The organism is Streptomyces sp. NPDC002835, from assembly GCF_053591995.1.
On the sequence record NZ_JBSFUW010000008.1, the window covers coordinates 212,089 to 236,869 of the forward strand.

The window sequence follows — 24,781 nt, forward strand, 5'->3', positions numbered from 1 at the left end:
TCATCCCTGACTGTTCTTGACGGCTGCGCCGCTGAGCGAGCGTTCGATGGCCGCCCGCAGCTCCTGGCGGTCGTCGAACGGGCGGATCACTCCCGCGATGTCCTGGCCCTGCTCGTGGCCCTTGCCGGCGACGAGCACGGTGTCGCCGTCCTGCGCGCGGGCGACGGCCTCGGCGATGGCGGCGGCCCGGTCCTCGTGGACCATGACGTCGCCGCGTTCGTGGATCGGCACCTCCGCCGCGCCCGCGAGCATCGTGGCGAGGATCGCGAGGGGGTCCTCGCCGCGCGGGTTGTCGGAGGTGAGTACGGCGGTGTCGGCCAGTCGCGCGGCGGCGGCGCCCATGGGTCCGCGCTTGGTCCGGTCGCGGTCTCCGCCGCAGCCGAGCACGATGTGGATCCTGCCCTCGGTGACCTTGCGCAGCGAGCGCAGGACCGATTCGACGGCGTCGGTCTTGTGCGCGTAGTCCACCACCGCGAGGTACGGCTGGCCGGCGTCGACGCGCTCCAGCCGGCCCGGCACGCCGGGTACGGCGGCGACCCCGTCGGCGGCGGTCTGCGGGTCGAGCCCGGCGACGGCGAGGGTGACGACGGCGGCCAGGGTGTTGGCGACGTTGAACGGGCCGGGCAGCGGCGCCTCCGCTCGTACCCGCTCGCCCGCCGGGCCCACCGCGGTGAACGTGGAGCCGCGGGTGCCGACCTCGACGTCCTCCGCGCGCCAGTCGGCGTCGGGGTGGCCCTCGGCGGAGAACGTGGTGACGGGCACGGTGGCCTCGTCGACGAGCCTGCGGCCGTACTCGTCGTCCAGGTTGACGACCGCCTTCCGGCTGCGGCGCGGGGTGAACAGCTGAGCCTTCGCCTGGAAGTAGTCCTCCATGTCGGAGTGGAATTCCATGTGCTCGGGGCTGAGGTTGTTGAAGACGGCGACGTCGAAGACACAGCCGTCGACCCGGCCGAGCACCAGGGCGTGGCTGGAGACCTCCATGGCGACCGAGTCGGCGCCGCGTTCGCGCATGACCGCGAAGAGCGCCTGGAGGTCGGTGGCCTCGGGGGTGGTGCGCTCGGACTTGATGCGCTCGTCGCCGATGCGCATCTCGACCGTGCCGATCAGGCCGGTGGAGCGCCCGGCCGCCCGGAGGCCGCCCTCGACGAGATAGGCGGTGGTGGTCTTGCCGGAGGTGCCGGTGATGCCGATCTGCAGCAGGTCGTTCCCGGGGTGGCCGTAGATCTCCGCCGCGAGTTCGCCCATCCGGCCGCGCGGGTCGTCGGTGACGAGGACCGGCAGGCCGGTGGCGGCGGCGCGTTCGGCGCCGGTGCTGTCGGTGAGGACGGCGGCCGCTCCGAGGTCGGCGGCCTGGGCCACGAAGTCGGCGCCGTGGAGCCGGGCGCCGGGCAGGGCGGCGTACAGGTCGCCGGGGCGTACCGCCCGTGAGTCGTGGGTGATGCCGGTGATCTCCGCGGCGCCCTGGGTCTCCACCCCCAGTCTGGCCGCCAGATCCCCGAGCTTCGTCGGGCGGGGCCGGTCAGGACGGGGCGCTCCCGGGTGTTTCGGGGCCGCGTCCTGCTGGGTCGTTCGGTACTGATCAGCGTGTGGCACGGCGGTGAGCGTACCGGGCGCACCGGGCGCGGGCGAAAATGAGGGGCGGTCCCCGGGTCGGTTCCCGGAATCAGGGGTGATCGTCGTCACTGGTGGTACCTCCGGTCACTCACCGGGATCGAAGGTCACGGGCAGCCGTGCGGGTCCCTTGCCGGTCGGGGCGACCTGCAGGGTCTTGAGCGCGAAGGCCATGACCTTTTGGTAGATGGGTCCGCAGATCTGGCCGCCGAAGTAACTGCCCTTGGTGGGGTTCTGGATGGCGCAGTAGACGGTGATCTGCGGGTCGTCGGCCGGCGCGAAGCCGGCGAACGAGGCGGTGTAGCCCTTGTAGACGCCCAGTTCGGGGTCGACGCGGTTGGCCGTTCCGGTCTTGCCCGCGACACGGTAGCCGGGGATGCGGGCCTTGGTTCCGGTGCCCTCCTCGTCGTCGACGACGGACTCGAGCATGGTGGCGAGGGTCTTGGCGGTCTTCTTGCTGATGACCCGGGTCTTCTCGGGCTCCTCGGCGGGTGTGAAGCGCCCGTCCGGGCCCCTGGTCCCGCGGACCAGCGTGGGCTCGATGCGTACGCCGCCGTTGGCGATGGTCGAGTACACGGAGGCGGCCTGCATGGCATTGACCGACAGACCCTGCCCGAAGGGGATCGTGTACTGCTGCGAGGTGGACCAGTCCTGCGGCTGGGCGAGGATGCCCCGAGTCTCGCCCGGGTAGCCGAGGCCGGTCGGGCGGCCGATGCCGAACTTGCGCAGATAGGAGTGGAGCACCTTGTTGGCCTCCGGCTGGGTCTTCCCCAGCTGCCCGGTGGCCAGGATGGTGCCGATGTTGCTGGACTTGGCGAGGACGCCGTTGAGGGTGAGATACCAGGTGGGGTGGTCGATGTCGTCCTTGAAGAGGCGGTCGCCTCGGTGCAGCCGGTTGGGGACGACGACATGGGTGCCCGGGGTGGCCTTCTTCTCCTCGAGCACGGCGGCCATCGACATCACCTTGGCGGTGGAGCCGGGTTCGAACGCGTCCTGCAGGGCGGCGTTGCCGAGCGTGCCGGGGGTGACGGTGCTCAGGTCGCCGGGGTCGTAGCCGGGGGCGTTGGCCATGGCGAGGACCTCGCCGGTGCGGGTGTTCTGCACGATGACGTAGCCGCGGTCGGCCCTGGACTTCTTGACCTGCTCCTCCATGGCCTGCTGAGCGGCCCACTGGATGTCGCGGTCGATGGTGAGCTCCACGTCGGAGCCGGGCACGGCGGGCACCTCGCGCGACGTGGCGGTGGGGACGCGGCGGCCGCCGGACTGGGCGTAGGTGATGGTGCCGTCCTTGCCTGCGAGCGTCTCGTCGAGCATGGACTCGATGCCGCCGCCGCCGCGGTTCGCCGCGTTGACGAAGCCCAGTATCCCGGCGGCGAGATCGCCGTTGGGGTAGACGCGGGTGCTGCTGGGCTCCTGGAAGACGCCCGCGAGCACGTTGGCCCCGGGGCCGCCCCTGCGCTTGTCGGCAGCGGCCTTCTCCGCGTAGACGCCCTTGAGGTCCTTGATCTGGTTCCACACCTGCGGGGTCTGGCGGCGGGCCAGTACGGCGTAGCGGGAGCCGGGCTTCTTCAGTCTCTTGGCGAGGTCGGCGGGGTCCTTGCCGAGGATGGGGGCGAGGAGCTGCGCGGCCTGTTCGGGCGCGTTGGGCGAGTTGCTGTCCTCTGGCGTGAACATCTTCGGGTCGGCGGTGATGTCGTGCGCGTCGACGCTGGTGGCCAGCGCGATCCCGGCGCGGTCGGTGATCCTGCCCCGTTCGGCGGCGAGGTCGTGGCTGAGGTAGCGGTTCTTCTCCGCCTTGGCCGCGTAGGTGCTGGCGTCGACGGCCTGCACCTGGAGCAGCCGGATCACGAACGCGAGCATGACCAGGGTGAGACCGAGACTGACCAGCCTCAGCCGGGGGCGCGGGTTGCCGAGCCGGACGCGGCGCGGGCCGGGGCGCTGTCCGCCGCGCGGCCGGCCGGCGGCGGACGGTCGCCGTGGCCGCTGTCCGGGGCGCTGCGCGGTGGGCCGCCGTGCCGGGCCTGATACCCGGCGCCGCGGTGGTTCCTTGGGGGGCACTGCGTCACCTGCCGGGGGTCGTCGGGTTCGGCTGCGGGGACGTACGGGGGGCGGGGGCGGGCTCGGCGTCGCCGGGTCCTGCGGGCGGTCCGGACAGGCCCTGGGTCTGCGGGGACGCGGCGGCGCCCGGCTGCGCGGCGGCGTCGCCGGACGCGGTGTCGGGGGGCGTGGCCTGCCCGGACGGCGTGGCGGAGGGGTCGTCCGTCTGTGACGGCTCCGGCGCGGGCGGCAGGGGCTCCGCGGTGGCCTTCTGCGGTACGCCGAGGACCTTGCCGTCCGGGCCGAGGAAGGCGGGGCCGCCGCCGGGCACCATGCCGAGTTCGCGGGCGCGCCGCTCGAGGGCGTCGGGGGCCGAGTGGCGGTCAACGTCGCGTTGCAGCGCCTGCTGCTCGTCGGTGAGTTCGGTGGTCTTCTTCTTGAGTTCGCTCAGCTCGAACGATCCCTGGCTGAGTGACGAGTTCAGCAGCAGGAGTGTGATCAGCCCGCCTGAGAGGATGAGCACGACCAGCAGGACGAAGGGTGCGCGGGCCGCGGTGCTCGGGCCCGACGGCAGCAGCCGCGCGAGCCGCGCGGCCGATCCCTTCAGCTGCTTGGCCGGTGTGCTCAAGGTGTCCTCCCCTTCGCCGCCGCGTCGGCCGTGCGCGTCACCCCGTCCGCCGCGCTCACGCGACGTCCTCCCGGATGCGCTGTGCCCCCCTCAGACGCGCCGGAGCCGCACGGCGGTTCTGTGCGACCTCTTCGTCGGTGGGCAGTTCCGCTCCGCGGGTCAGCAGCTTCAGCCGGGGCTGGTACTGCTCGGGGACCACGGGCAGTCCGGGCGGGGCGGTGTTCGCCGCGCCGGCCGCGAAGACCTGCTTGACGAGCCGGTCCTCGAGGGAGTGGTACGAGAGGACGGCGATCCGGCCGCCCACGGCGAGCGCGGAGACCGCGGCGGGGATCGCCCGCTCGAGGACGGCCAGTTCGCCGTTCACCTCGATGCGCAGGGCCTGGAAGGTGCGCTTGGCCGGGTTGCCGCCGGTGCGCTTGGCCGCCTGCGGCAGTGCGTCGCGGATCAGCTCGACGAGCCGGGCGCTGTTGGTGAAGGGCTCCTTCGCGCGCTCCCGCACGACGGCGGACACGATCCGCTTGGCCTGCTTCTCCTCGCCGTACGCGCGCAGGATGCGCACCAGTTCGCCGGGGGGGTAGGTGTTGAGGACCTCCGCGGCGCTGAGGCCGGTGCTCTGGTCCATGCGCATGTCGAGCGGGGCGTCCTGGGCGTAGGCGAAGCCCCGTTCCGCCTCGTCGAGCTGCATGGAGGAGACGCCGAGGTCGAACAGCACGCCCTGGACCTTGGGGATGCCGAGGCGGTCGAGGACCTCGGGGAGCTCGTCGTAGACGGCGTGCACCAGGGTCGCCCGCTCGCCGAACGGGGCGAGCCGCTCGGCGGAGAGGCGCAGCGCCTCCTTGTCGCGGTCGAGCGCGACGAGCCGGGTCTCGGGGAAGCGCTCGAGCAGGGCCTGGCTGTGGCCGCCGAGGCCGAGGGTGCAGTCGACGACGACTCCGCCCGGCTCCTGAAGCGCGGGGGCCAGCATGTCCAGGCACCGCTGGAGCATCACCGGGACGTGTCGGGTCTGGCTCATGCGCCCTCTCAGATCCGGCGCGGGCGGGTCATGGCCGGGCCGTGCGTACGCCGCGCACGCGGGGAATTGTGCGGGAAACCACCGGTTGTGCGGTTGGTGTCCGTGAACTTCGCGTCACTTTAGTGCACTGGTCCGGCCGGTCAATCAACCGGCCAGCGCGTCGCGCGGACCGCCGTGTGACGCTTGTGGGTTACCTCACAGGACGGGTCGTTGACGTTCTTTTGTCCGCTCTCACACCGGGCCGGCCAGGGCCGTGACCGTTACCTTCTTTCCATGTCGACTTCTGCGCACCAGCCCGCCGCCGACACCGTGCGTACCGGCGGCACCGTCACTGACCGTCTCGTCGAGGCGAACCGGAAGTACGCCGCGGAGTTCGAGGACCCGGGCATGGACGCCCGCCCGGTCCTCAAAGTCGCGGTCGTCGCCTGCATGGACGCCCGACTGGACCTGCACGCGGCGCTCGGGCTCGAACTGGGCGACTGCCACACGATCCGCAACGCCGGCGGCGTCGTCACCGACGACGTGATCCGCTCACTCACCATCAGCCAGCGCGCGCTGGGCACCCGCAGCGTGATCCTCGTGCACCACACCGGCTGCGGCCTTGAGACCATCACGGAGGATTTCCGTATGGAACTGGAGGCGGAGGTCGGGCAGCGTCCCGCGTGGGCGGTCGAGGCGTTCCGCGATGTCGACCAGGACGTCCGGCAGTCGATGCAGCGGGTGCGCACCTCGCCGTTCCTGCTGCACGCCGACGACATCCGCGGCTTCGTCTTCGACGTCACGACGGGACTGCTGAGGGAGATCGACCCCGCTGCGTAAGCAGTCGAGCACTGGACGAAACGGCTCAACCCCGACATATCCCACCCACTTGTCCACAGGCAAGTGACACAACACGGGAACGCAAACAAGAATGCCTGTGGGACGCGCTTCCGGACCCTCCGGAAGCGGTGTCCGTGTTTCGGGGTGGGCCGTGCCGTCCAAGGCGCCGGCCCTATGAACGGGCCGAGGAGGGCCGGGTGACGACCTATGACGATCGAGCGAGCCTCACGGATCTGACCACAACCGCGGATCGTGTCCGCAGGTCGGTCGAGAGCGTGATCGAGGGCAAGCCAGAGGTCGTACGGCTTTCGCTGACCGTATTGCTGGCCGAGGGACATCTGCTCATCGAAGATGTCCCCGGCGTGGGCAAGACGATGCTGGCCAAGACGCTGGCACGGTCCATCGACTGTTCCGTGCGGCGTATTCAGTTCACGCCGGACCTGCTGCCGTCCGATGTGACGGGTGTGTCGATCTTCGACCAGCAGCGGCGTGAGTTCGAATTCAAGCCGGGCGCGATCTTCGCCCAGATCGTGATCGGCGACGAGATCAACCGCGCGTCGCCCAAAACGCAGTCGGCGCTGCTGGAGTCGATGGAGGAACGCCAGGTCACCATCGACGGACACAGCTACGAACTGCCCAATCCGTTCATGGTGGTGGCCACCCAGAACCCGGTGGAGATGGAGGGCACCTATCCGCTGCCCGAGGCGCAGCGCGACCGTTTCATGGCACGCGTCTCGATCGGCTACCCGAGCGCCGCCGCCGAGCTGCAGATGCTCGACGTGCACGGCGGGGTCTCCCCGCTGGACGACCTGCAGCCCGTGGCGCACGCCCACGAGATCGTGAAGCTGATCGAGGCCGTACGCGCGGTGCACGTCGCCGAGTCCGTCCGCCGGTATGCGGTGGAGCTCGTCTCCGCGACGCGCAGCCACCCCGATCTCAGACTCGGGGCGTCCCCGCGTGCCACGCTTCACCTGCTGCGCGCCGCGAAGGCGTCCGCCGCCCTCAGCGGCCGTGAGTACGCCCTGCCGGACGACGTGCAGGCGCTCGCCGTCCAGGTGCTCGCGCACCGGCTGCTGCCGACGGCGCAGGCTCAGCTCAACCGCCGGACCGCCGAGCAGGTCGTGCTCGACATCGTCCAGCGCACCGCGGTGCCCACGACCGGCAGCGCGGACGGGTCGTACGTCGGCGGCGGCCCGGACCGCACGCCGTTCTACGGGCAGCAGCCCGGCGCCCGGCGGCTGTGATGACGGCCGCAGGGCCCGATGCCTCGCCGGGTCCGGACGGCCACGGGGGCGGGGTGCGCGCGGCGCTCGGCGGGCTCACCACCCGGGGCCGTTCGTTCCTCGCGGCCGGTGTGGCGGCCGCCGTCTGCGCCTATGTCCTGGGCCAGAGCGACCTGCTGCGGGTGGGGCTGCTGCTCGCCGGGCTGCCGCTGATCTGTGTGGTCGTGCTGTACCGCACGCGCTACCGGGTCGCGGCCAGCCGGCGGCTGTCCCCCGGACGGGTGCCCGCCGGTTCGGAGGCGCGGGTCCATCTGCGCATGGACAACGTCTCCCGGATGCCGACCGGGCTGCTGATGCTCCAGGACCATGTGCCGTACGTGCTGGGCCCGCGGCCGCGGTTCGTGCTCGACCGGGTCGAGGCGGGCGGCCGGCGCGAGGTCTCCTACCGGGTCCGCTCGGACCTGCGGGGGCGCTACCCCCTGGGGCCGCTCCAGCTGCGGCTGACCGACCCGTTCGGCATGTGCGAACTCACCCGGTCGTTCAGCGCGTTCGACACGCTCACGGTCGTGCCGCGCACCGAGACCCTGCCCGCCGTCCGGCTCGCCGGCGAGGCCTCCGGCTACGGGGAGGGCCGGCAGCGCTCGCTCGCCCTGGCCGGCGACGACGACATCATCCCGCGCGCGTACCGCCACGGTGACGACCTGCGCAGGGTGCACTGGCGCTCCACCGCGCGGTACGGCGAGCTGATGGTCCGGCGCGAGGAGCAGCCGCAGCGGGCCCGGTGCACCGTGCTGCTGGACACCCGGCGGGTGGCTTTCCAGGGGGCCGGACCGGACTCGGCGTTCGAGTGGGCGGTGTCCGGCGCGGCCTCCGCCCTGATGCACCTGCTGGAACGGGGCTTCTCCGTGCGGCTGCTGACGGACACCGGCAGCTCCGTGCCCGGGCAGGGCGCCGAGGGCTTCGCCGGCTCCTCCCAGGAGTCCGCGGAGGCCGCCGGAATGATGATGGACACGCTCTCCGTCGTGGACCACTCCGACGGCGCGGGCCTGTCCCGCTCGTACGACGTGCTGCGCGGCACGAACGAAGGGCTGCTGATCGCCTTCTTCGGCGACCTCGACGACGAACAGACCGCGCTCGCGGCCCGGATGCGCAGCAGGAGCGGCGCCGCGGTCGCCTTCGTGCTCGACAGCGGGACGTGGCTGACCGGCGGCTCGGTGCCCGGTCCGGTCGAGGAGCGGCTGCGGCAGCTCCGCGAGGCGGGATGGACCGCGCTCGCCGTCCCGCCCGGTGCGCCGCTCGCGGATCTGTGGCAGCAGGCGGCACGGGATCGCACCGAGCCGTCGGGCACCGGTGCGTACGGCTCATCCGGAGGCTGGTCATGAGCGGTCGCGGAAGGCTCGCGGTGTGCGCCTTCGCTGCCACGCTGATGGCGGCGGGAGCCCTGCTGCCGCTGGTGGACCCGCCGACCTGGATATTCCAGGCGGCGCTGGTGCTGGCGATCCAGACCGGGGTCGGTGCGCTCGCCAGGCGGGTGCCGCTGGCCAGGCCGCTGACCGTGGCGGTGCAGGCGCTGGTCACGCTGCTGGTGCTCACCGTCGTCTTCGCCCGCGGCCACAGCTTCCTCGGTGTGCTGCCGGGGCCGGAGGCGTTCGCCCACTTCGGCGAGCTGCTGCGGGCCGGCGCCGACGACGTGGGCCGGTACGCGATCCCGGCCCCGGCGACCGACGGCATCAGGCTGATGGTGATCGGCGGCGTGCTGCTGATCGGCCTCGCGGTCGACGCGCTGGCTGTGACGTTCCGCAGCGCGGCCCCGGCAGGGCTGCCGCTGCTGGCGCTCTACTCGGTGGCCGCCGGGCTGTCCGGCGGCGGCGCAAGCGGGCTGTGGTTCCTGCTGGCGGCCTCCGGCTATCTGGTGCTGCTCCTCGCGGAGGGCCGGGACCGGCTGTCCCAGTGGGGGCGCGTCTTCGGCGGGGCCACGGCGCCCCGCGGCCGTTCGACGGGCGGCCTCGGGCAGGCGGAGGGCCGGCCGCAGGCGCCGGTGCGTGCCGGCCGCCGTATCGGCGTCCTCGCGCTCGGCATCGCGCTCGCGGTGCCAGCGGCACTGCCTGCCCTGAACGGCGGACTGATCGGCAGCGTGGGCAATGGCCCCGGCGGCGGGATCGGCGGCGGTGGCGGCACGATCTCGGCCGTCAATCCGCTGGTCTCGCTCCAGGACAATCTGAACCAGCCGCAGAACCGGGAGGTGCTGCGGTACCGCAGCAACGCGCCCGACAACGAGGACATGTATCTGCGGATCCTGGCTCTCGACCGGTTCGACGGCACCTCGTGGCGCTCCTCGGAGCGCAAGGTCACCGGCGTACCGGAGCGGCTGCCGGATCCGGCGGGGCTGCGCCCGTCGGTCCAGGTCACCGAGGTCCGCACCAACATCTCCGCGGCCGGTTCGTACAAGCAGAACTGGCTGCCGATGCCCTTCCCGGCGACGACGGTGGCCATCGAGGGCCGCTGGCGCTACGAGCCCGCCGGACGGACGCTGGTCGGCGACCGCGACCAGACCACGGCAGGGGCGCAGTACTCGGTCAACAGCATGATCGTGCAGCCCACCCAGGAGCAGCTGGCGGCCGCGCCCGAGGCGCCCGCCGCGCTGCTGCGGGAGTACACCGAGGTTCCCGACGTGCTCCCGGAGGACGTGGGGAAGGCGGCGCTCACGGTGACCGAGGGCGCGGCCAACGACTACGAGAAGGCGAAGAAGCTCGAGGACTGGTTCTCCCTCGACGGGGGCTTCACCTACAACACCGAGGTCCGGTCGGGTACGGGCGTCACCGCGATCAGCCGCTTCCTGAAGCAGAAGGAGGGCTTCTGCGTCCACTTCTCCTTCTCGATGGCCGCGATGGCGCGCACGCTGGGCATCCCCGCCCGTGTCGCCGTGGGCTTCCAGCCGGGGGCCACGCAGTCGGACGGCACGGTGTCGGTCGGTCTGCGCGACGCCCACGCCTGGCCCGAGCTGTACTTCGAGGGCGTGGGGTGGACCCGTTTCGAGCCGACTCCGAGCCGTGGATCGCGTCCCGAGTACACCCAGGAGCAGACGCCGGCCGGCGGTCCCTCCGATCCGGCGCAGCCGGATGACGGCGCCACCGCCGCCCCCGAGCCGTCGGACCGTCCGGAGGACGCGTGCCCCCGGCAGCAGCGGCAGCTGGGTGAGTGCGGCGCCGCCGATCCGCGTGACGTGCAGCCGCCGCAGGCGGACGACTCGTCACTGGGCACGGTGCTGATGACCTCCTTCGGTGTCGCCGCCGGCCTGCTGCTGCTGTCCGTGCCGCTGCTGTGGCGGCTCGTGACGCGTTCCCGGCGGCTGGCCGGGTCACCGGTCCGGCCGGCGAAGGACGAGCCGCAGTCGCCCGGCCCGGACGCCGGCGCGGGCGGCGCCGGCGCCGTGTCGCTCGACGCGCAGGGCAGCGCGGCCGGGGGACGTGCGGCGGCGGCCGACCCCGGCCGGACGCTGGCGGTCTGGCAGGAGGTCACGGACTCCGCGTGGGACGTGGGTGTCCTGCCCGACGAATCGCTGACGCCCCGCAAGACGGCGGCACGCATCGTCCGGCTGGGCAAGCTGGAGGACGAACCGGCGGCAGCCGTGCACCGGATGGCCCGCTCGGTGGAGCAGGTTCTCTACGCGCCCGTACCGGAGCCGGGCACGGGGCTCGCGGAGGACGCCCGGCGGATCCAGTCGGGGCTGCTCGGCGCCGTAAGCTTCCGGACCCGGATGCGGGCCGTGCTGCTGCCCCGCTCCTCCGTCCGTGCCGTATGGGCGCTGACGGCGCGCTGGTCGGCCGTCACGGACCGGTGGCAGATACGGCGGCTGCGGCTGGACCGGTGGGCCCGGACGTTGCGCCGCCCGTCGCGGCAGCAGGGCTGAGACGCCCGGGGCCGGGCCGCACAGGCCCGGCCCCGGGCGTCTGTCCAGGGGCTCACGGCCCTGGTCTCGCGCGGTCCGGGCCCGAAGCACGTCCAGGGGCACACGGGCCCGGTCCGGTCCCGGAACACGTCCAGGGGCTCGCGGGGCGGGTCCGGTCCCGGAGCACTGCCAGGGCTTCACGGTCTGGGCCACGAGGGGCATTCGGGCACACAGGTGAGGGGCGACGCCTTCCGGCGTCGCCCCTCACGCATGTTCCAGCTCTGTACAGGTCTGTGGCCCGCGGTCCTCAGTGGCCGCCCTGACCGCCCTGTTCGTCGCGGCGGCGCTGCCACCGCTCCTCGATCCGGCTCATCATGGATCTGTGCTGGTGAGACTTGCGGCGCCCCTGCTCACCGGAGGCCTGCTGTTCACCCGGCTTCGGCGCCTTGCGCCAGCCCGTGATCGCGAGAACCGCACAGCCGAGCATCACGAGGAAGCCCACCACACTGATCCAGATCTGCTGGGCGACCATTCCGGCCATGAGGAGCGCGATACCCACCAGGAAGCCTGCGACTGCCTGGTAGACCCGTCGCCGGGTGTACGTACGCAGCCCGCTTCCCTCAAGCGCTGTCGCGAACTTGGGATCTTCGGCGTACAGCGCTCGCTCCATCTGCTCGAGCATTCGCTGCTCGTGCTCCGAGAGCGGCACGGAGTCCTCCTCGTCGTCGGTCGCGGGGACGACCGGTATGCGGCCCTTTCAGGATAGGCAGGGATTCGCCCCCGTGAAACCCGCCCTCTCGCAAACGCCATTCCGGGCCGCCATGCCCGATCGGGTGCTGAGGCGTTGATTCCCCAACCTCCGATCCGTCATGCCGGATGGTGTCCCCCGATCATACGGTGCGAAACCCGCCGACGGAGGCTCTGTGGCGTACTCCATCTGCGGCTGCGCCGCTGATCAGCCCCGCTTCTCACCCAGGACGTGCAGTTGGGTCGCGACGGAGTGGAAGGCCGGCAGCTCGGCTGCCGCCGCCTCCAGCTTGAGCAACGCCTCCAGAGCACCGGGCTCGGTGTCCACCAGCACGCCGGGCACGAGGTCGGCGAAGACCCGCACGCCGTGCACCGCGCCGACCTCCACACCGGCCAGGCCGACGAGGTCGGTGAGCTGCTCGGCCGTGAAGCGGCGGGGCACCGGGTCGCCCGTGCCCCAGCGGCCGTCGGGGTCGCTCAGCGCCTGGCGGGCGTCGTTGAAGTGGCCGGCCAGGGCGCGGGCGAGCACGGCGCCGCCGAGCCCGGCGGCGAGCAGGCTGAGCGCTCCGCCGGGGCGCAGGGCCTCGACCGCGTTGCGCACGCCCTCCGCGGGGTCGTCCACGTACTCCAGGACGCCGTGGCACAGGACGGCGTCGTAGCCGCCGCGGCCGACCACGTCGAAGAGGCCGTGGATGTCGCCCTGGACGCCGCGCACCCGGTCGGCGACCCCGGCCTCCGCGGCCCGGCGCTCCAGCGCGAACAGGGCGTTCGGGCTGGGGTCGACGACGGTGACCCGGTGGCCGAGCCGGGCGGCGGGCACCGCGAAGTTGCCGGTGCCGCCACCGGTGTCGAGGATGTCCAGGTGGTCCGTCCCGGTCGCCTTGACCCGGTGGTCCAGGGCGTCCTTGAGGACCTCCCAGACCACGGCGGTGCGGACTGAGGCGCGAGAGGGGCGCGGTGGGGTCTGCCCACCGGTGGGGGACGGTTCCGACACGGCAGTTGGCTCCTCGGGCGATGTGCTGGCTGGCCTGCGCCCACCCTATTGCCTCTGCGGCCCCGGCCGGCGCTCCGTCTCGCCCTGCGGCGCCGGCTGCTCCGGCTGCCCGGTCCTGGGCTGCGGCAGCACCGGTTGCAGCACCAGCATCCGCTCCACCAGCCGCAGGAACATGGCGGCGTCCCTGAGCAGGTCGTCGGCCTCGCGGTGGCTGGCCGCGCCCCGTATGCCCGCCTCCGCGCGGGCCCGGCGCTCGGCTCCGGAGGCGAACAGCAGGCTCCACTCGGACAGTTCCGGCGCTGTCTCCGGGAGGATCTCCCAGGCGCTGCGGATGGCTGCCCTACGGCTCCGCCGTGGGGATGCCCCGTGTCCGGGCCGTGCGGCGGCCTCGGGGCGGGCGCGGGCGGCGAGCACCGCGGCGGCGGTGCGCAGGGCGGCCAGATGCGCCGTGGCATACCGCTCGTTGGGCTGGTCGAGGGCCGCCGCCTCTTCGAGCCCGGCGCGGGCCTGGGCGAGCAGGTCGAGGGCGGCGGGCGGCGCTGTGGCCCGGCGCGGGACGGGGTGCACGTCCTGCGCGGGTCCGGTCGATGAAGGGGCAGGGCCGGTGGCGCGGCGCCGGTGTGCGGCGGCTGAGTAGCTGGCCATGACGAGCCTCCTGTCGTCGTGTGACGGCGCTGTGGCCGTATGTGTCCATCGTGGAGGCACCCACTGACAATCGGCGCTGACCTGCCCCTTTGCATCACTCAAGGGTTCGGAGTAACTTTTTGCACTGACTGGTCAGTTTAAAAACTGGCGCGGAGGGACAGGGGATGGGAGTCGGGGTGGGAGACGTGGACGGCCCGCACGGCGCGGCGGTGAGCGCCTCGGGGTTCGGGCTCAAGGGCCCGCGCGGCTGGGCGTTCCGCTCGGTGGACGTCGAGGCGGAGCCCGGCACGCTGGTGGCGATCGAGGGCCCGTCCGGCTCCGGGCGCACCTGCCTGCTGCTCGCGCTCGCCGGACGCATGCGGGCCACCGAGGGCAGCGCCGAGGTCGCGGGCCTGCCGCTGCCGCGCAAGATGTCCGCCGTACGCCGGATCAGCGCACTCGGACCGGTGCCGGGCGTCAGCGATCTCGACCCGGCGCTCACGGTGGCGGAGCATCTGCGCGAGCGGGCCCTGCTGCAGCGGCGCTTCGACGGCTCGCTGCGTGCGCTGCTGAGGCCGCGCGCGGAGCGATCGGCCGCGGCACGACAGCGCGTCGAGGACGCCCTCGCCGCCGCCGGGCTCGACCTCGCGACGCTGCCCAAGCGGGAACGCACGGCCGTGCGCGACCTCGAACGGCTCGAGGAGCTCCGGCTCTCCGTGGCCCTCGCCCTGATCGCCCGCCCGCGGCTGCTCGCGGTCGACGACATGGACCTCAAGCTCTCGGACCGGGAACGGGCCACGGCCTGGGCGCTGCTGCGCTCGGTCGCCGACGCCGGCACGACCGTGCTCGCCGTGTGCAGCCAGGCCCCGGACGACGCCGTCACCGTGTCCACCGGGACAACCGCGACGCCCGCCGCCGATTCCCCGGCCGCCGACGACAACGACAGCAAGGCCTGTGCCGGCGCAGAGCCCGCGCCCGCGACCGCCGCCACCACGACCGACCGCGACACGGACACCGCCGCGGACACGGACACCGACGCCGGCGCGGACACCGACACCGACACCCACGAGGAGGGCCCGGCCGATGCGATCGCCGAAACTGGCCGCGCTTGAGCTGAAGCGCTTCGGCCGGGGCAAGCTGCCGGCCGCCGCGATCGTCGCCGTGCTGCTGCTCCCGCTGCTCTACGGCGCCCTGTACCTGTGGTCGTTCTGGGACCCGTACGGCAGGCTCGACCGGCTTCCCGTCGCCCTCGTCAACGAGGACAGAGGCGCCACCACGGGCGGCAAGAAGCTGGCCGCCGGGGACGAGATCACCGAGCGCCTGCGCGACAGCAAGGTCTTCGAGTGGCACGAGGTCAGCGACGCCGAGGCCCGCGACGGTGTCGAGAACGGCACGTACTACCTCTCGCTGACCGTGCCGGCGGACTTCAGCCGGCGCATCGCCTCCAGCTCGGGCGACTCCCCCGCGACCGGGGCGCTCCGGGTCCGTACGAACGACGCGAACAACTACATCGTCGGGCAGATCTCCCGGACGGTCTTCTCCGAGGTGCGCACGGCCGCGTCGACCGACGCCTCCCGGTCTTTCCTCGACCGGATCTTCATCTCGTTCTCCGACATCCACGACGCGACGGAGAAGGCCGCGAAGGGGGCCTACAAGCTCAGGAGCGGCGTCGGTGAGGCGAAGAAGGGCTCCGAGAACCTCGCGAACGGGCTGAAGGACGCCAAGGAGGGCAGCGGCAAGCTCGCCGGAGGCATCAAGACGCTGCACAAGGGCGCCGGCGAGCTGAAGACCGGGTCCCGTCAGGTCGCCGAGGGCACGCAGGCCCTGGCCGACCGGATCAACGGCGCCGCCGACCGCGCCCGCCCGTACCTGAAGGACAACGGCAAGTCGATCGGGGACTCGGCCCGGCTGGTGGCCGACACCTCCCGTGCCGTCCAGCACAACCTGGACCGCCTGGTCGAACGCGCCCCGGCCGCCACCGTCGTGGCCCACAAGTCCGCCGACGCGCTCAGCGAGATCCACCGCACCCGGTGCGAGGAGGCCCTGATACCCGACGCCCAGGCGTGCCCGGAGCTGAAGCGGGCCAAGGTGACCGCGGCCGACGTCGCCACGATCGCGGACGACCTCAACCTGCTGGTCGCCAACAGCGACGGCGACCTGAAGCGGCTGCAGAAGCAGCTCGCCGACCTCGAGAAGAAGGCCGACGCCCTCGCCAAGCGCTCTCCGAAGCTTGACGAGGACCTGGAGTACGCGATCGGCAAGATCAACGAGCTCAACAGAGGCGCCCACAAGGTCGCCTCGGGCGCGGTCCGGCTGCACACCGGGCTCACCACCGCCAAGACCGGCTCCAACGATCTGGACACGGGCGTCGGCAGACTCAAGAAGGGCGCCGGCGAGCTGGACGGCGGGCTGTTCCGGCTGGCCGACGGATCGACCGAGCTGGCGGCGGGGCTGGACAAGGGGGTCGACGAGATCCCCGACTACGACAAGAACGAGCGCGACCGCCGCACGGAGGTGATGGCCGACCCGGTCAAGCTGGCCGGCCGGTCCCTGCACGCGGCGCCCAACTACGGCACCGGCTTCGCCCCGTACTTCATCCCGCTCTCCCTCTGGGTCGGCGCGATGGTGGCGTACATGATCATCCAGCCGCTGAACCGCCGGGCCCTGTCCACCGGGGCCTCCGCGTGGCGGATCGCGCTCGCGGGCCTGCTGCCCGTGGCGTCGCTCGGCCTGCTCCAGGTCGCCGCCCTGATGTCCGTCCTGCACTGGGGGCTCGGGCTCGAGATGGCGAACGCGGCCGGCACGGTCGGCTTCCTCGCCCTGGTCACCTGCTGTTTCGCGGCGATCATCCAGTGGCTCAACGCCCGCTTCGGCGCCGCCGGACGGATCCTGGTCCTCGCGGTCCTGATGCTCCAGCTGACGTCCGCCGGCGGCACCTACCCGGTCCAGACGAGCCCCGGCTTCTTCAACGCCATTCATCCGTTCCTGCCGATGACGTACGTCGTGGAGGCGCTGCGCAGGCTCATCACCGGCGGCGGCGCCGGTCCGGTGTGGCAGGCGTGTGCGGTGCTGCTCGCCTTCACCGCGGGAGCTCTCGCGCTGACCGCCCTGTCCGCACGGCGCAAGCAGGTGTGGACGCTCGACCGGCTTCACCCCGAGCTGAGTCTGTGACGGCGGGCGGACCTGTGAGAATCGACGCCATGGACAGCAGCAGCACCAGACGCCGGGCGACCCGCGCCAAGCTCTACGAGGCAGCCGTGACCCTCATCGCCGAGCAGGGCTTCTCGGCGACGACGGTCGACGAGATCGCCGAGCGGGCCGGGGTCGCCAAGGGCACGGTGTACTACAACTTCAAGAGCAAGACCGAGCTGTTCGAGGAGCTGCTGCGTTTCGGCGTCGGCCTGCTCACGGCCTCCCTGCAGGAGGCCGCCGACCGGACGGCGGACCGCGGCGGCTCCAAGGTCGAGGCACTGGACGAGATGATCAGGGCCGGTCTGGTCTTCATCGACCGCTATCCGGCCTTCACCCAGCTGTACGTCGCCGAGCTGTGGCGCACCAACCGCGCCTGGCAGTCCACGCTCCTCGTGGTGCGCCAGGAGGCGGTGGCCGTCGTGGAGACGGTGCTGCGGGAGGGCGTGGAGGCGGGTGAGCTGAGCGAGGAGATCGACATTCCGCTCACGGCCGCCGCGCTGGTCGGGATGGTGCTGGTGGCCGCGCTGGACTGGCAGGCGTTCCAGCGGGAGCGGTCGCTGGACGATGTGCACGGGGCGCTGTCGCTGCTGCTGCACGGCCGGGTGAGCGGCCGCCGGGACTGATGGCGCGCACTGCGACCGGGTGGACGACAGGAACGCCGGCCGGGCTGGTTGTCCAGCCCGGCCGGCGTCTCCCGTTCCCCGTGTCCCCCGCTTCCCCGTTCCCCCGTGGGTCCGAAGAGCCCGTCCCCCGTTGTTCCCCCGTGGTCATGGGCCCTCCGTACCGCATCCCCCGTTCCGTCGGGGGAGCCGCGCCGTTCCGCCGCCCCGTGTCGGCGGTGCCGGCGCCGCGCCCCTTCCGTGGTCCCCACTCTTCCCTCCCGGCGGGCCGGGCCCCATCCGCGCGGGTACTCAACTCGGCGCCTAGGTACGGATACTCAGCTCTCCGTACGGATCCTCACCCACCGCGCCGCCGGACTGGTTACGATCGCGTCCGTGTCCGTACTCCCTCTCGTCTTCACCAGCGGCTGGGCCAGCGGGATCAACGCCTATGCGGTGATCCTGCTGTTCGGCGTCTTCGGCGCGACCGGCGTCTCCGACCAAGTGCCCGAGACGCTGCAGCGCACCGATGTGCTGATCGTCGCCGGGGTGCTCTTCCTGTGCGAGGCGGTGGCGGACAAGATCCCGTACTTCGACTCGATATGGGACGCCGTCCACACCGTGATCCGGCCGGTGTCCGGCGCCGTCGTCGCCGCGCTGCTGGCGGGCCAGAGCGGGTCGCTGCCCGAGGTGGCGGCGGCCGCCGTCGGCGGCTCCACCGCGCTGCTCAGCCATCTCGTCAAGGCCGGCACCCGCATGGCCGTCAACACCTCGCCCGAGCCGTTCAGCAACATCGGCGTGAGCCTGGCGGAGGATCTGGGGGTGGCCGCGATCATCTCCTTCGCGGTCTTCAACCCGGTGGCCGCCGCGGTGATCGCGGGCACGCTGCTCGTGCTGGGCATCGTCACGGTGATCTTCCTCGCGACCAGAATCCGCAACTTCCTGCGCCGCAGGGCGCGGCGCCGGGAGGAGAAACGCCTGGCCGGCGCGGGCCTGTGAGACCGCTGCGGCCCGCGGTGCGCCGTCCGCGGACGGGCCGCCCCGGGCCGTGACCGGCCGGGCCCGGGTAATAAAGTCACGGACATGGCACGGATTGCGGTGATCGGCGCCGGGATGGGCGCCATGGCGGCTGCCGCCCGGCTGGCCGTGGCAGGCCACCGGGTGACGGTGTACGAGCGTGGGTCCACGCACGGCGGCTCGGTGGGCCGCTTCGAGCGGGACGGCTTCGCCTTCGACACCGGCCCCGGTCTGCTGCATCTCCCGGCGGTCTGGCGGGACCTGTTCGTGAAGACCGGCAAGGAGCCCCTGGAGAAGTGCGTCGAGCTGACGCAGGTGGATCCGGCGAGCCGGCACGTCTTCGCCGACGGCACGGACGTCCTGCTGCCCAACGTGTCGCGGGCGGGCATCCTTTCGGCTCTGGAGGCGGCGCTCGGGCCCGGGTCGGGCGAACGCTGGGGCGGGTTCCTCGGCCGCGCCCGGGACGCCTGGGAGCGTTCACGCCGTCCGCTGCTGGAGGAGCCGCTGCCCGCGGACACCTCGCCGTTCTCGAAGGACCCCTATCCGGCGCTGAGGCAGGGCCTGTTGCGGCGGCCCGCCCGCACACTCGGCGAGATCGGCGCCCGCGAGTTGCGCGACCCGCGGCTGGCCGCGCTGCTCGGCAGCCACGCCACGGCGTACGGGCTGGATCCCCGCACCGCGCCGGCCGCCGCCGCAGTGCTGCCGTACATGGAGCAGACCTTCGGCTCCTGGTACGTGAAGGGCGGTCTGCGCGCCCTCGCCGACGCGGTGCGCCAGCGGTGTCTGGCCAGGAAGGTGGAGTTCGTGTTCGACACCGCCGTGACCGGCGTGCTGGAGAAGGACGGCCGCGTGGTGGGCCTGGAGCTGGACCGCGGCAGCCAGGTGGAGACGGACATCGTGGTGTCCGGGGCCCCACTGCCCTCTCTTGTCGAGAACCGCGTCGTGACGTGGGACGGCCGAGACGAGCCGTGGCACCGCCGCCCCAAGGCGTGTACGGGGCGGCTGACGGTCCATCTGGCGCTGCGCGGCGGTCGGCCGGACGACGCCGTGCACCGCACCGTGGTGCACACCCCGGACGCGGCGGCCGAATGGGACGCGATCGACGCCGGCGCCACCGGCGCGCACCCGACCGTGACCGTCATGCGCCCCGACGACCCGCTGCTGCGGCCCGACGACGGCCACGAGGCGGTCACGCTGACGGCCACCGTGCCGGCCGGACTGCGGGACGGGCAGAGCTGGGCGGAGGCCGCCGAAGCGGCGGCCGACCGGCTGGTGGCGGCGGCCCAGTCCGCGGTGCCCGGCCTGCGCGAGCGGATCCTGTGGCGCGAGGTGCGCACCCCCGACGACACCCGCCACGACACCGGCTGCGCGGCGGTCCCGGCCCCGGCTCTCGCCGGCGGGTCCGGCGCGTTCCTGCCGGCGCCCAACACCGGGCCGCTGTCCGGTCTTTACTTCGCCGGCGGCTGGGCGCATCCCGGCGGCGGGCTGGCGCACGCGGGCATGTCGGGAGCTCTGGTGGCGGGGCTGATCGTGGAGGGCGCGGACTTCCGCGGCTCGCGCTGAGGGGGCAGCGGCCGCGGAGTTCCGCCGCTCAGTAGCGGTACTGCTGCTGCTCGTTGTAGCCGGAGTCGTAGTACACCGGGGGCGGTTCTTCCTGGTCGCCCTCGCGCTGCTGCGGCACCCAGACCCCGCCGGGCGGCGTCTCGCTGTAGCCGTCCTGCTGGCCGTAGGCGGCGTACTGCTGCTGGTCTCCGTAGCCCGCGCCGTAGGCGTCGTAGGTGCTGTACTGCTGACCGCCCACGTACGGGTCGGAGTACGTGGCGTACTGCTGGCCGGTGCCGTAGTCGTACTGGCCGGCGTAGGTCGGCTGCTCCGCGGGCTGCTGCTGGGAGTGGTCGGCGTACGCGTCGTATCCCGAGGCGTACGGGTCCTGGGCGGCGGCGTCGTGCCGGGGCGCGTCCTGGGCCGCGTAGGCCGCCGGGGTGTAGACGCCGTACTGCCCGGTGTCGTCCGGCAGCGGCTGGGGCTCGTAGACGCCCGGGCCCTCGTCGGCCGCGGCCGGGCCGTGGTCGGGCGTGTCGTAGGAGATGTCGGTGACCTCGAGCGTGGGCTCCCGCTCGGCCTCCGGGGCGCCGGACCTGCGGCGCCTGCTCACGCCGGGGCTGCCGCCCAGGGCCCAGCCGGTGGAGAAGCCGCGCCGGAAGGAGAGCGTCACATAGGTCTGGCCGACCGCGAACGCCATGGTCCCCAGGGCGATCACCACGACGGAGGCCATCAGCACGCCTATGACGACACCGAGGAAGCCGCAGAACGCGAGCACCCGCCAGCGCAGCCGCGCCTTGTACTGCAGCAGCACCTCGCCCAGCAGCCACAGCGCGACGACGCCGAACGCGACGTAGAGGACCGTCCAGCCCATGTCCGCCCCTCTCCTGCGGCCGCCGGCCCCGGGGCGGGGCGGGTACGGCCGGTCAGGACTGCTCGTGCAGTCCGAGATTCTCGTAGATTTCGAGCGTCGCGGTGGAGTTGTTGAGCGTGATGAAGTGCAGCCCTGGGACACCCTCGGCAAGCAGCCTCGCGCAGAACTCCGTCGCGAACTCGATGCCAATGGAGCGTACAGCGGCGGGATCGTCCTTGACCGCGAGGATCCGTTCTTTCAGTTCGGCCGGGAAGTGCGCGTTGCTGAGAGTGGCGAACCGTTCGATCTGTCTGACGCTGGTGACGGGCATGATCTCGGGGATGATCGGGGTTTCGCAACCCGCTGCACCGACCCGGTCCCGGAGGCGCAGATAGTCCTCGGGGCGGAAGAACATCTGCGTGATCGCGTAGTCGGCGCCGGCGCGGCACTTGTCCACGAAGTGCCGGATGTCCTCGTCCCACCCGGTCGAGCGGGGGTGCATCTCGGGGAACGCCGCCACCCCCACGCAGAAGTCGCCGGACTCCTTGATGAGCCGGACGAGGTCCGCCGCGTACCGCACACCCTCGGGGTGTTCGACCCACTCGCCCATCGGGTCGCCGGGCGGGTCGCCGCGGACGGCGAGGATGTTGCGGATGCCCGCGTCCGCGTACTGGCCGATCATGTTGCGCAGCTCGGCGACGGAGTGGTTCACCGCGGTGAGGTGCGCGACGGGCGTCAGGGTGGTGTCGGCGGCGATCTGCTGGGTCGCCCTGACGGTGCCGGCGCGGGTGGAGCCGCCGGCGCCGTAGGTCACCGAGACGAAGTTGGGAGCGACCGCCTCGACCCTGCGCAGCGCGTTCCACAGGTTCCGCTCGCCCTTCTCGGTCTTGGGCGCCCAGAACTCGAACGAGTACGACGTCCTGCCCGTCGCAAGCATGTCGCGCACCGTTCGCGCGCGATCCGTTCTGGTGGAAGCAGTACCGAGGGCCATACCCGCAGGTTAGCCAGACCATGGGGGTCCCCCAACCCGATCGGGAAAATTGTCGCCTTTGTCCATCTCTTGTCCATCCCTTGGACAGAAAACGGACGATCACTGCGGCTGGATCGGTGCGGTGAGACGGGCGTGGCGGATCGGCGCGGCGGTGGGTCAGGGCCTGGCCCTGACCCGCTTCGCCAGGTCGGCGGCGGCCGCTGCCGGGTCGTCGGCCTCGGTGATCGCCCGAACGACGACGACCCTGCGCGCGCCGGCGTCCAGCACCTCGTCCAGATTGCCCGCGTCGATGCCGCCGATGGCGAACCAGGGCCGCTCGGCGCCGAGCCCCGCCGCGTACCGCACCAGGTCGAGGCCGGGGGCGTGACGCCCGGGCTTGGTCGGGGTGGGCCAGCAGGGGCCGGTGCAGTAGTAGTCCACGCCCGGCTCGACCGCGGCGGCGGCCGCCTCGGACTCGGAGTGCGTCGAACGGCCGATCAGCACGCCGTCGCCCAGGACGGCGCGCGCGGCGGGCACCGGCAGGTCGCCCTGGCCCAGGTGCAGCACGTCGGCGCCGATGGCGTGCGCCACGTCGGCTCGGTCGTTCACCGCAAGCAGTTTGCCGTGCCTGCGGCAGGCGTCGGCGAAGACCTGGAGGTGTTCCAGCTCCTCACCGGCCTCCATGCCCTTGTCGCGCAGCTGCACGACGTCCACGCCGGACGTCAGCACGGCGTCGAGGAATGCGGGAAGGTCTCCCTGCCGCTTGCGGGCGTCCGTGCACAGATAGAGCCGGGCGTCGGACAGCAGCGCGCGAGCCGTGGCCATGAGGCGATCCCCCCTTCGGGCGGCCGGATGTACGGGACGGGCGCGGCCCGTCCCGTACATCCCGCCGCGGTGATGTTTTCCGGTATGTCAGACGGCGAGCGCCTGTGCGCGGCGCTTCACCTCCGTACCGCGATTCTCGCTGAGCGCCTGCGCGGGCGTGCCCGGCAGGCTCGGGTCAGGAGTGAACAGCCACTCCAGCATCTCTTCGTCGTTGAAGCCGTCGTCCCTCAGGAGGGTCAGGGTCCCCGAAAGGCCCTTGACCACCTTGTCGCCGTCGATGAAGGCGGCAGGCACCTGAAGCGCCCGGTTCTCGCCGCGGCGCACCGCGATCAGCTGGCCTTCCTTGACCAGCTGCCGCACGCGCGTCACCTCGACATCGAGCATTTCCGCGATGTCCGGCAGGTAAAGCCAGGCGGGGACGAGAGCATCGATCTTTGCGTCAATCTCGGTCACGGGACAAGCCTGCCATCCACGACCGACAGTCGGAAGCCGGGACCTGCCGTGCCGCCCCTTCAGGGGACGCCGAACGCCGCCTTCAGAGGGACTGTTCTCGCCTTCAGGGCGACTGCGCCGCCGCTTTCAGAGGCACCGAGGGGTCGGCGGCCCGCGCCGGGTCCAGCGCCGCCCCGGACACGATCAGCTTGCGCCCCTGCGCCAGGTCACGCGGCCGGCCGACGGCCAGCAGCGCCACGAGGGCGCCGCCGCGCAGCCACAGCACCGACCAGGTCTCCTCGGCGGGGTCGCCGCGCCACAGCAGGGTGTCGGCGGCGCCGTGGTGGCCGGCGTACTGGACGAAACGGCCGAACTGCTCCGACCAGAAGTACGGCACGGGGTCGTACGGCTCCAGGTCCTCGCCGCCGGTGATGTTCGCGGCGACGGTGCGCGGCCCCTGGAGCGCGTTGTCCCAGTGATGCACGAGCAGCCGCTGCCCGTAGCGGCCGGACGGGTAGGAGGCGCAGTCCCCCACGGCGTACACGTCGGGCGCGGAGGCGCGCAGCCACTCGTCGGCGACGACCGCCCCGTCGGGGCCCAGCTCGATGCCGGAGCCGGCGAGCAGGCCGGTGGCGGGCCGGGCGCCGATGCCGACGACGACGGCGCCGGCCGGGATCCTGCGGCCCCCGGCCAGAACGACGGCGCCCGGCTCGATCGCGGCGACCCGGGCGCCGGTGATCAGCTCGGCCCCGTACTGCCCGTACCAGGCGGCCATCGGGGCGGCGACCTCGGCGGGCATGGTGCCGGCGAGGGGGCGGTCGGCGACCTCGACGACGGTGACGGCGCAGCCGGCCTGCCGGGCGGCCGTAGCGAACTCCGCGCCGATCCAGCCGGCGCCGACCACGACGATGTCGTGCTTCTCGGCGAGCAGGGGCCGCAGTCGCGCGGCGTCGTCCAGCGTGCGCAGCAGATGGACGCCGGGGACGCCGGACGCGCCCGGCAGGGTGACCGGCTCCGCGCCGGTGGCCAGCACCAGCACGTCGTACGGGACGGGGCCGGCCGCGGTGTCGACTTCGTGGGCGTCCGTGCGCACCCCGGTCACCTCGACGCCGAGGCGCAGCTCGACGTCCAGGGCCTCGAAGTCGATGTCGAACGCCGAGCCCTCCGCCGTACCGAGCAGGACCGCCTTGGACAGCGGGGGCCGGTCGTACGGCTGGTGCGGCTCGGCCCCGAGGACGGCGACCGGGCCGGCGAAACCCCGCTCGCGGAGGGCCACCGCCGTCTGGACCCCGGCCATGCCGGCGCCGACGATCACCACGCGCCGCCGCTCTGCTGTCTGCTGCTGCCGTTCTTCCACCCGCACACCTTACGTACCTGACGACGGGTCAGGAGGCTGCCGACGGTCCGGAGGGCAGCTCCTCCACCACGCTCGTGCCGCGGCCCTCCTGGGACTCCCACTCCCACGTCTCCTCCAGCCGCACCCGCCCGTCCGGCAGTTCCACCACCAGGGACACGCAGTGACCGGACGACGTCCCGCCGTCGGTCTTCAGCTGCACATAACGGAAGTCCAGCCGGTCGCCCTCCCGGGTCCCCACCAGGTGTCCGCGCACCACGTCACCGCCCTGGTACTCGGCCCAGACCGTGCCCCGCTCCTCGTGGTACGTGAAGCGCGTGCGGGTGCCGACCTGGCCCGGAGCCTGGTCCGCGACCGGCGAGAGAACGAGTCCGTCGAGAGTCTTCGCCACTGCTGCGGCTCCCTTACTGGGC

General features: G+C 72.6%; 22 protein-coding genes. 9 read left to right on the forward strand and 13 right to left on the reverse strand.

Features of this window, described 5'->3' with window-relative positions:
- From ACWD01_RS11785 to rsmH, 4 genes are read right to left on the reverse strand one after another with little or no spacing between them, the layout of a single operon-like run.
- Positions 1-1,683: a UDP-N-acetylmuramoyl-L-alanyl-D-glutamate--2,6-diaminopimelate ligase gene (locus ACWD01_RS11785; RefSeq protein WP_451160633.1), complete on the reverse strand. Its 1,683-nt coding sequence runs from the start codon at positions 1,681-1,683 to the stop codon at positions 1-3.
- Between the two features lie 15 nt (positions 1,684-1,698).
- Positions 1,699-3,669 (reverse strand): peptidoglycan D,D-transpeptidase FtsI family protein, encoded by a 1,971-nt coding sequence (locus tag ACWD01_RS11790; protein WP_451160635.1) that lies wholly within the window; start codon positions 3,667-3,669, stop codon positions 1,699-1,701.
- Between the two features lie 4 nt (positions 3,670-3,673).
- Positions 3,674-4,276, reverse strand: a complete 603-nt coding sequence (locus ACWD01_RS11795) for an FtsB family cell division protein (protein ID WP_451160637.1) — start codon at positions 4,274-4,276, stop codon at positions 3,674-3,676.
- A gap of 55 nt (positions 4,277-4,331) precedes the next feature.
- Complete coding sequence (gene rsmH / locus ACWD01_RS11800) at positions 4,332-5,288, reverse strand: 16S rRNA (cytosine(1402)-N(4))-methyltransferase RsmH (protein WP_451160639.1); 957 nt, start codon at positions 5,286-5,288, stop codon at positions 4,332-4,334.
- 273 nt (positions 5,289-5,561) lie between these two features.
- Between rsmH and ACWD01_RS11805 the strand changes: the two genes are divergently transcribed.
- From ACWD01_RS11805 to ACWD01_RS11820, 4 genes are all read left to right on the forward strand, one after another.
- The gene (locus ACWD01_RS11805) at positions 5,562-6,107 is read left to right on the forward strand and encodes a beta-class carbonic anhydrase (protein WP_451160641.1); all 546 of its coding nucleotides are present in this window, start codon (positions 5,562-5,564) and stop codon (positions 6,105-6,107) included.
- A gap of 197 nt (positions 6,108-6,304) precedes the next feature.
- A complete protein-coding gene (locus ACWD01_RS11810) occupies positions 6,305-7,351 on the forward strand; it encodes an AAA family ATPase (RefSeq protein WP_451160643.1) in 1,047 nt (348 codons plus the stop codon).
- Complete coding sequence (locus ACWD01_RS11815; protein WP_451160645.1) at positions 7,351-8,712, forward strand: DUF58 domain-containing protein; 1,362 nt, start codon at positions 7,351-7,353, stop codon at positions 8,710-8,712. Before ACWD01_RS11810 ends, ACWD01_RS11815 begins: the two co-directional genes overlap by 1 nt.
- Positions 8,709-11,240, forward strand: a complete 2,532-nt coding sequence (locus tag ACWD01_RS11820; protein ID WP_451160647.1) for a transglutaminase family protein — start codon at positions 8,709-8,711, stop codon at positions 11,238-11,240. The genes ACWD01_RS11815 and ACWD01_RS11820 overlap by 4 nt, the downstream gene beginning before the upstream one ends.
- A gap of 286 nt (positions 11,241-11,526) precedes the next feature.
- Here the strand turns inward: ACWD01_RS11820 and ACWD01_RS11825 are convergent, their stop codons facing one another.
- The 3 genes from ACWD01_RS11825 to ACWD01_RS11835 form a co-directional block, all read right to left on the reverse strand.
- Positions 11,527-11,928 carry a DUF3040 domain-containing protein gene (locus ACWD01_RS11825; protein ID WP_451160649.1) on the reverse strand — a complete coding sequence of 134 codons (402 nt, stop codon included), beginning with the start codon at positions 11,926-11,928 and terminating at the stop codon, positions 11,527-11,529.
- A 246-nt stretch (positions 11,929-12,174) separates the two neighbouring features.
- Positions 12,175-12,891, reverse strand: coding sequence for a class I SAM-dependent methyltransferase (locus ACWD01_RS11830; protein ID WP_451160715.1), 717 nt, complete (start codon positions 12,889-12,891; stop codon positions 12,175-12,177).
- A 114-nt stretch (positions 12,892-13,005) separates the two neighbouring features.
- Positions 13,006-13,605: an SAV_6107 family HEPN domain-containing protein gene (locus ACWD01_RS11835; protein WP_451160651.1), complete on the reverse strand. Its 600-nt coding sequence runs from the start codon at positions 13,603-13,605 to the stop codon at positions 13,006-13,008.
- 185 nt (positions 13,606-13,790) lie between these two features.
- Here ACWD01_RS11835 and ACWD01_RS11840 point away from each other — a divergent pair, with 185 nt between their 5' ends.
- The 5 genes from ACWD01_RS11840 (at position 13,791) to ACWD01_RS11860 (ending at position 19,955) form a co-directional block, all read left to right on the forward strand.
- Positions 13,791-14,696, forward strand: coding sequence for an ATP-binding cassette domain-containing protein (locus ACWD01_RS11840; protein WP_451160717.1), 906 nt, complete (start codon positions 13,791-13,793; stop codon positions 14,694-14,696).
- A complete protein-coding gene (locus tag ACWD01_RS11845) occupies positions 14,668-16,755 on the forward strand; it encodes a YhgE/Pip family protein (RefSeq protein WP_451160653.1) in 2,088 nt (695 codons plus the stop codon). Before ACWD01_RS11840 ends, ACWD01_RS11845 begins: the two co-directional genes overlap by 29 nt.
- Before the next feature lie 29 nt (positions 16,756-16,784).
- Positions 16,785-17,399 (forward strand): TetR/AcrR family transcriptional regulator, encoded by a 615-nt coding sequence (locus ACWD01_RS11850; RefSeq protein WP_451160655.1) that lies wholly within the window; start codon positions 16,785-16,787, stop codon positions 17,397-17,399.
- A gap of 372 nt (positions 17,400-17,771) precedes the next feature.
- Entirely contained in the window at positions 17,772-18,374 is a 603-nt protein-coding gene (locus ACWD01_RS11855; RefSeq protein ID WP_356892090.1) for a DUF4126 domain-containing protein, read from the forward strand.
- Positions 18,375-18,458: 84 nt separating this feature from the next.
- On the forward strand, positions 18,459-19,955 hold the full coding sequence (locus ACWD01_RS11860) for a phytoene desaturase family protein (protein ID WP_451160657.1): 1,497 nt from the start codon (positions 18,459-18,461) through the stop codon (positions 19,953-19,955).
- Positions 19,956-19,983: 28 nt separating this feature from the next.
- Here ACWD01_RS11860 and ACWD01_RS11865 read toward each other — a convergent pair whose 3' ends face one another.
- The 6 genes from ACWD01_RS11865 to ACWD01_RS11890 form a co-directional block, all read right to left on the reverse strand.
- Positions 19,984-20,808 (reverse strand): hypothetical protein, encoded by an 825-nt coding sequence (locus tag ACWD01_RS11865; RefSeq protein ID WP_451160659.1) that lies wholly within the window; start codon positions 20,806-20,808, stop codon positions 19,984-19,986.
- 52 nt (positions 20,809-20,860) lie between these two features.
- Complete coding sequence (gene metF, locus ACWD01_RS11870; protein ID WP_451160661.1) at positions 20,861-21,778, reverse strand: methylenetetrahydrofolate reductase [NAD(P)H]; 918 nt, start codon at positions 21,776-21,778, stop codon at positions 20,861-20,863.
- A gap of 156 nt (positions 21,779-21,934) precedes the next feature.
- Entirely contained in the window at positions 21,935-22,582 is a 648-nt protein-coding gene (thiE, locus tag ACWD01_RS11875) for a thiamine phosphate synthase (protein ID WP_451160663.1), read from the reverse strand.
- 87 nt (positions 22,583-22,669) lie between these two features.
- Positions 22,670-23,035 carry an Rv2175c family DNA-binding protein gene (locus tag ACWD01_RS11880; protein ID WP_451160665.1) on the reverse strand — a complete coding sequence of 122 codons (366 nt, stop codon included), beginning with the start codon at positions 23,033-23,035 and terminating at the stop codon, positions 22,670-22,672.
- Between the two features lie 103 nt (positions 23,036-23,138).
- Positions 23,139-24,311, reverse strand: coding sequence for an NAD(P)/FAD-dependent oxidoreductase (locus ACWD01_RS11885; protein ID WP_451160719.1), 1,173 nt, complete (start codon positions 24,309-24,311; stop codon positions 23,139-23,141).
- An 88-nt stretch (positions 24,312-24,399) separates the two neighbouring features.
- On the reverse strand, positions 24,400-24,759 hold the full coding sequence (locus tag ACWD01_RS11890; RefSeq protein ID WP_451160667.1) for a hypothetical protein: 360 nt from the start codon (positions 24,757-24,759) through the stop codon (positions 24,400-24,402).
- Positions 24,760-24,781: the final 22 nt, after the last annotated feature.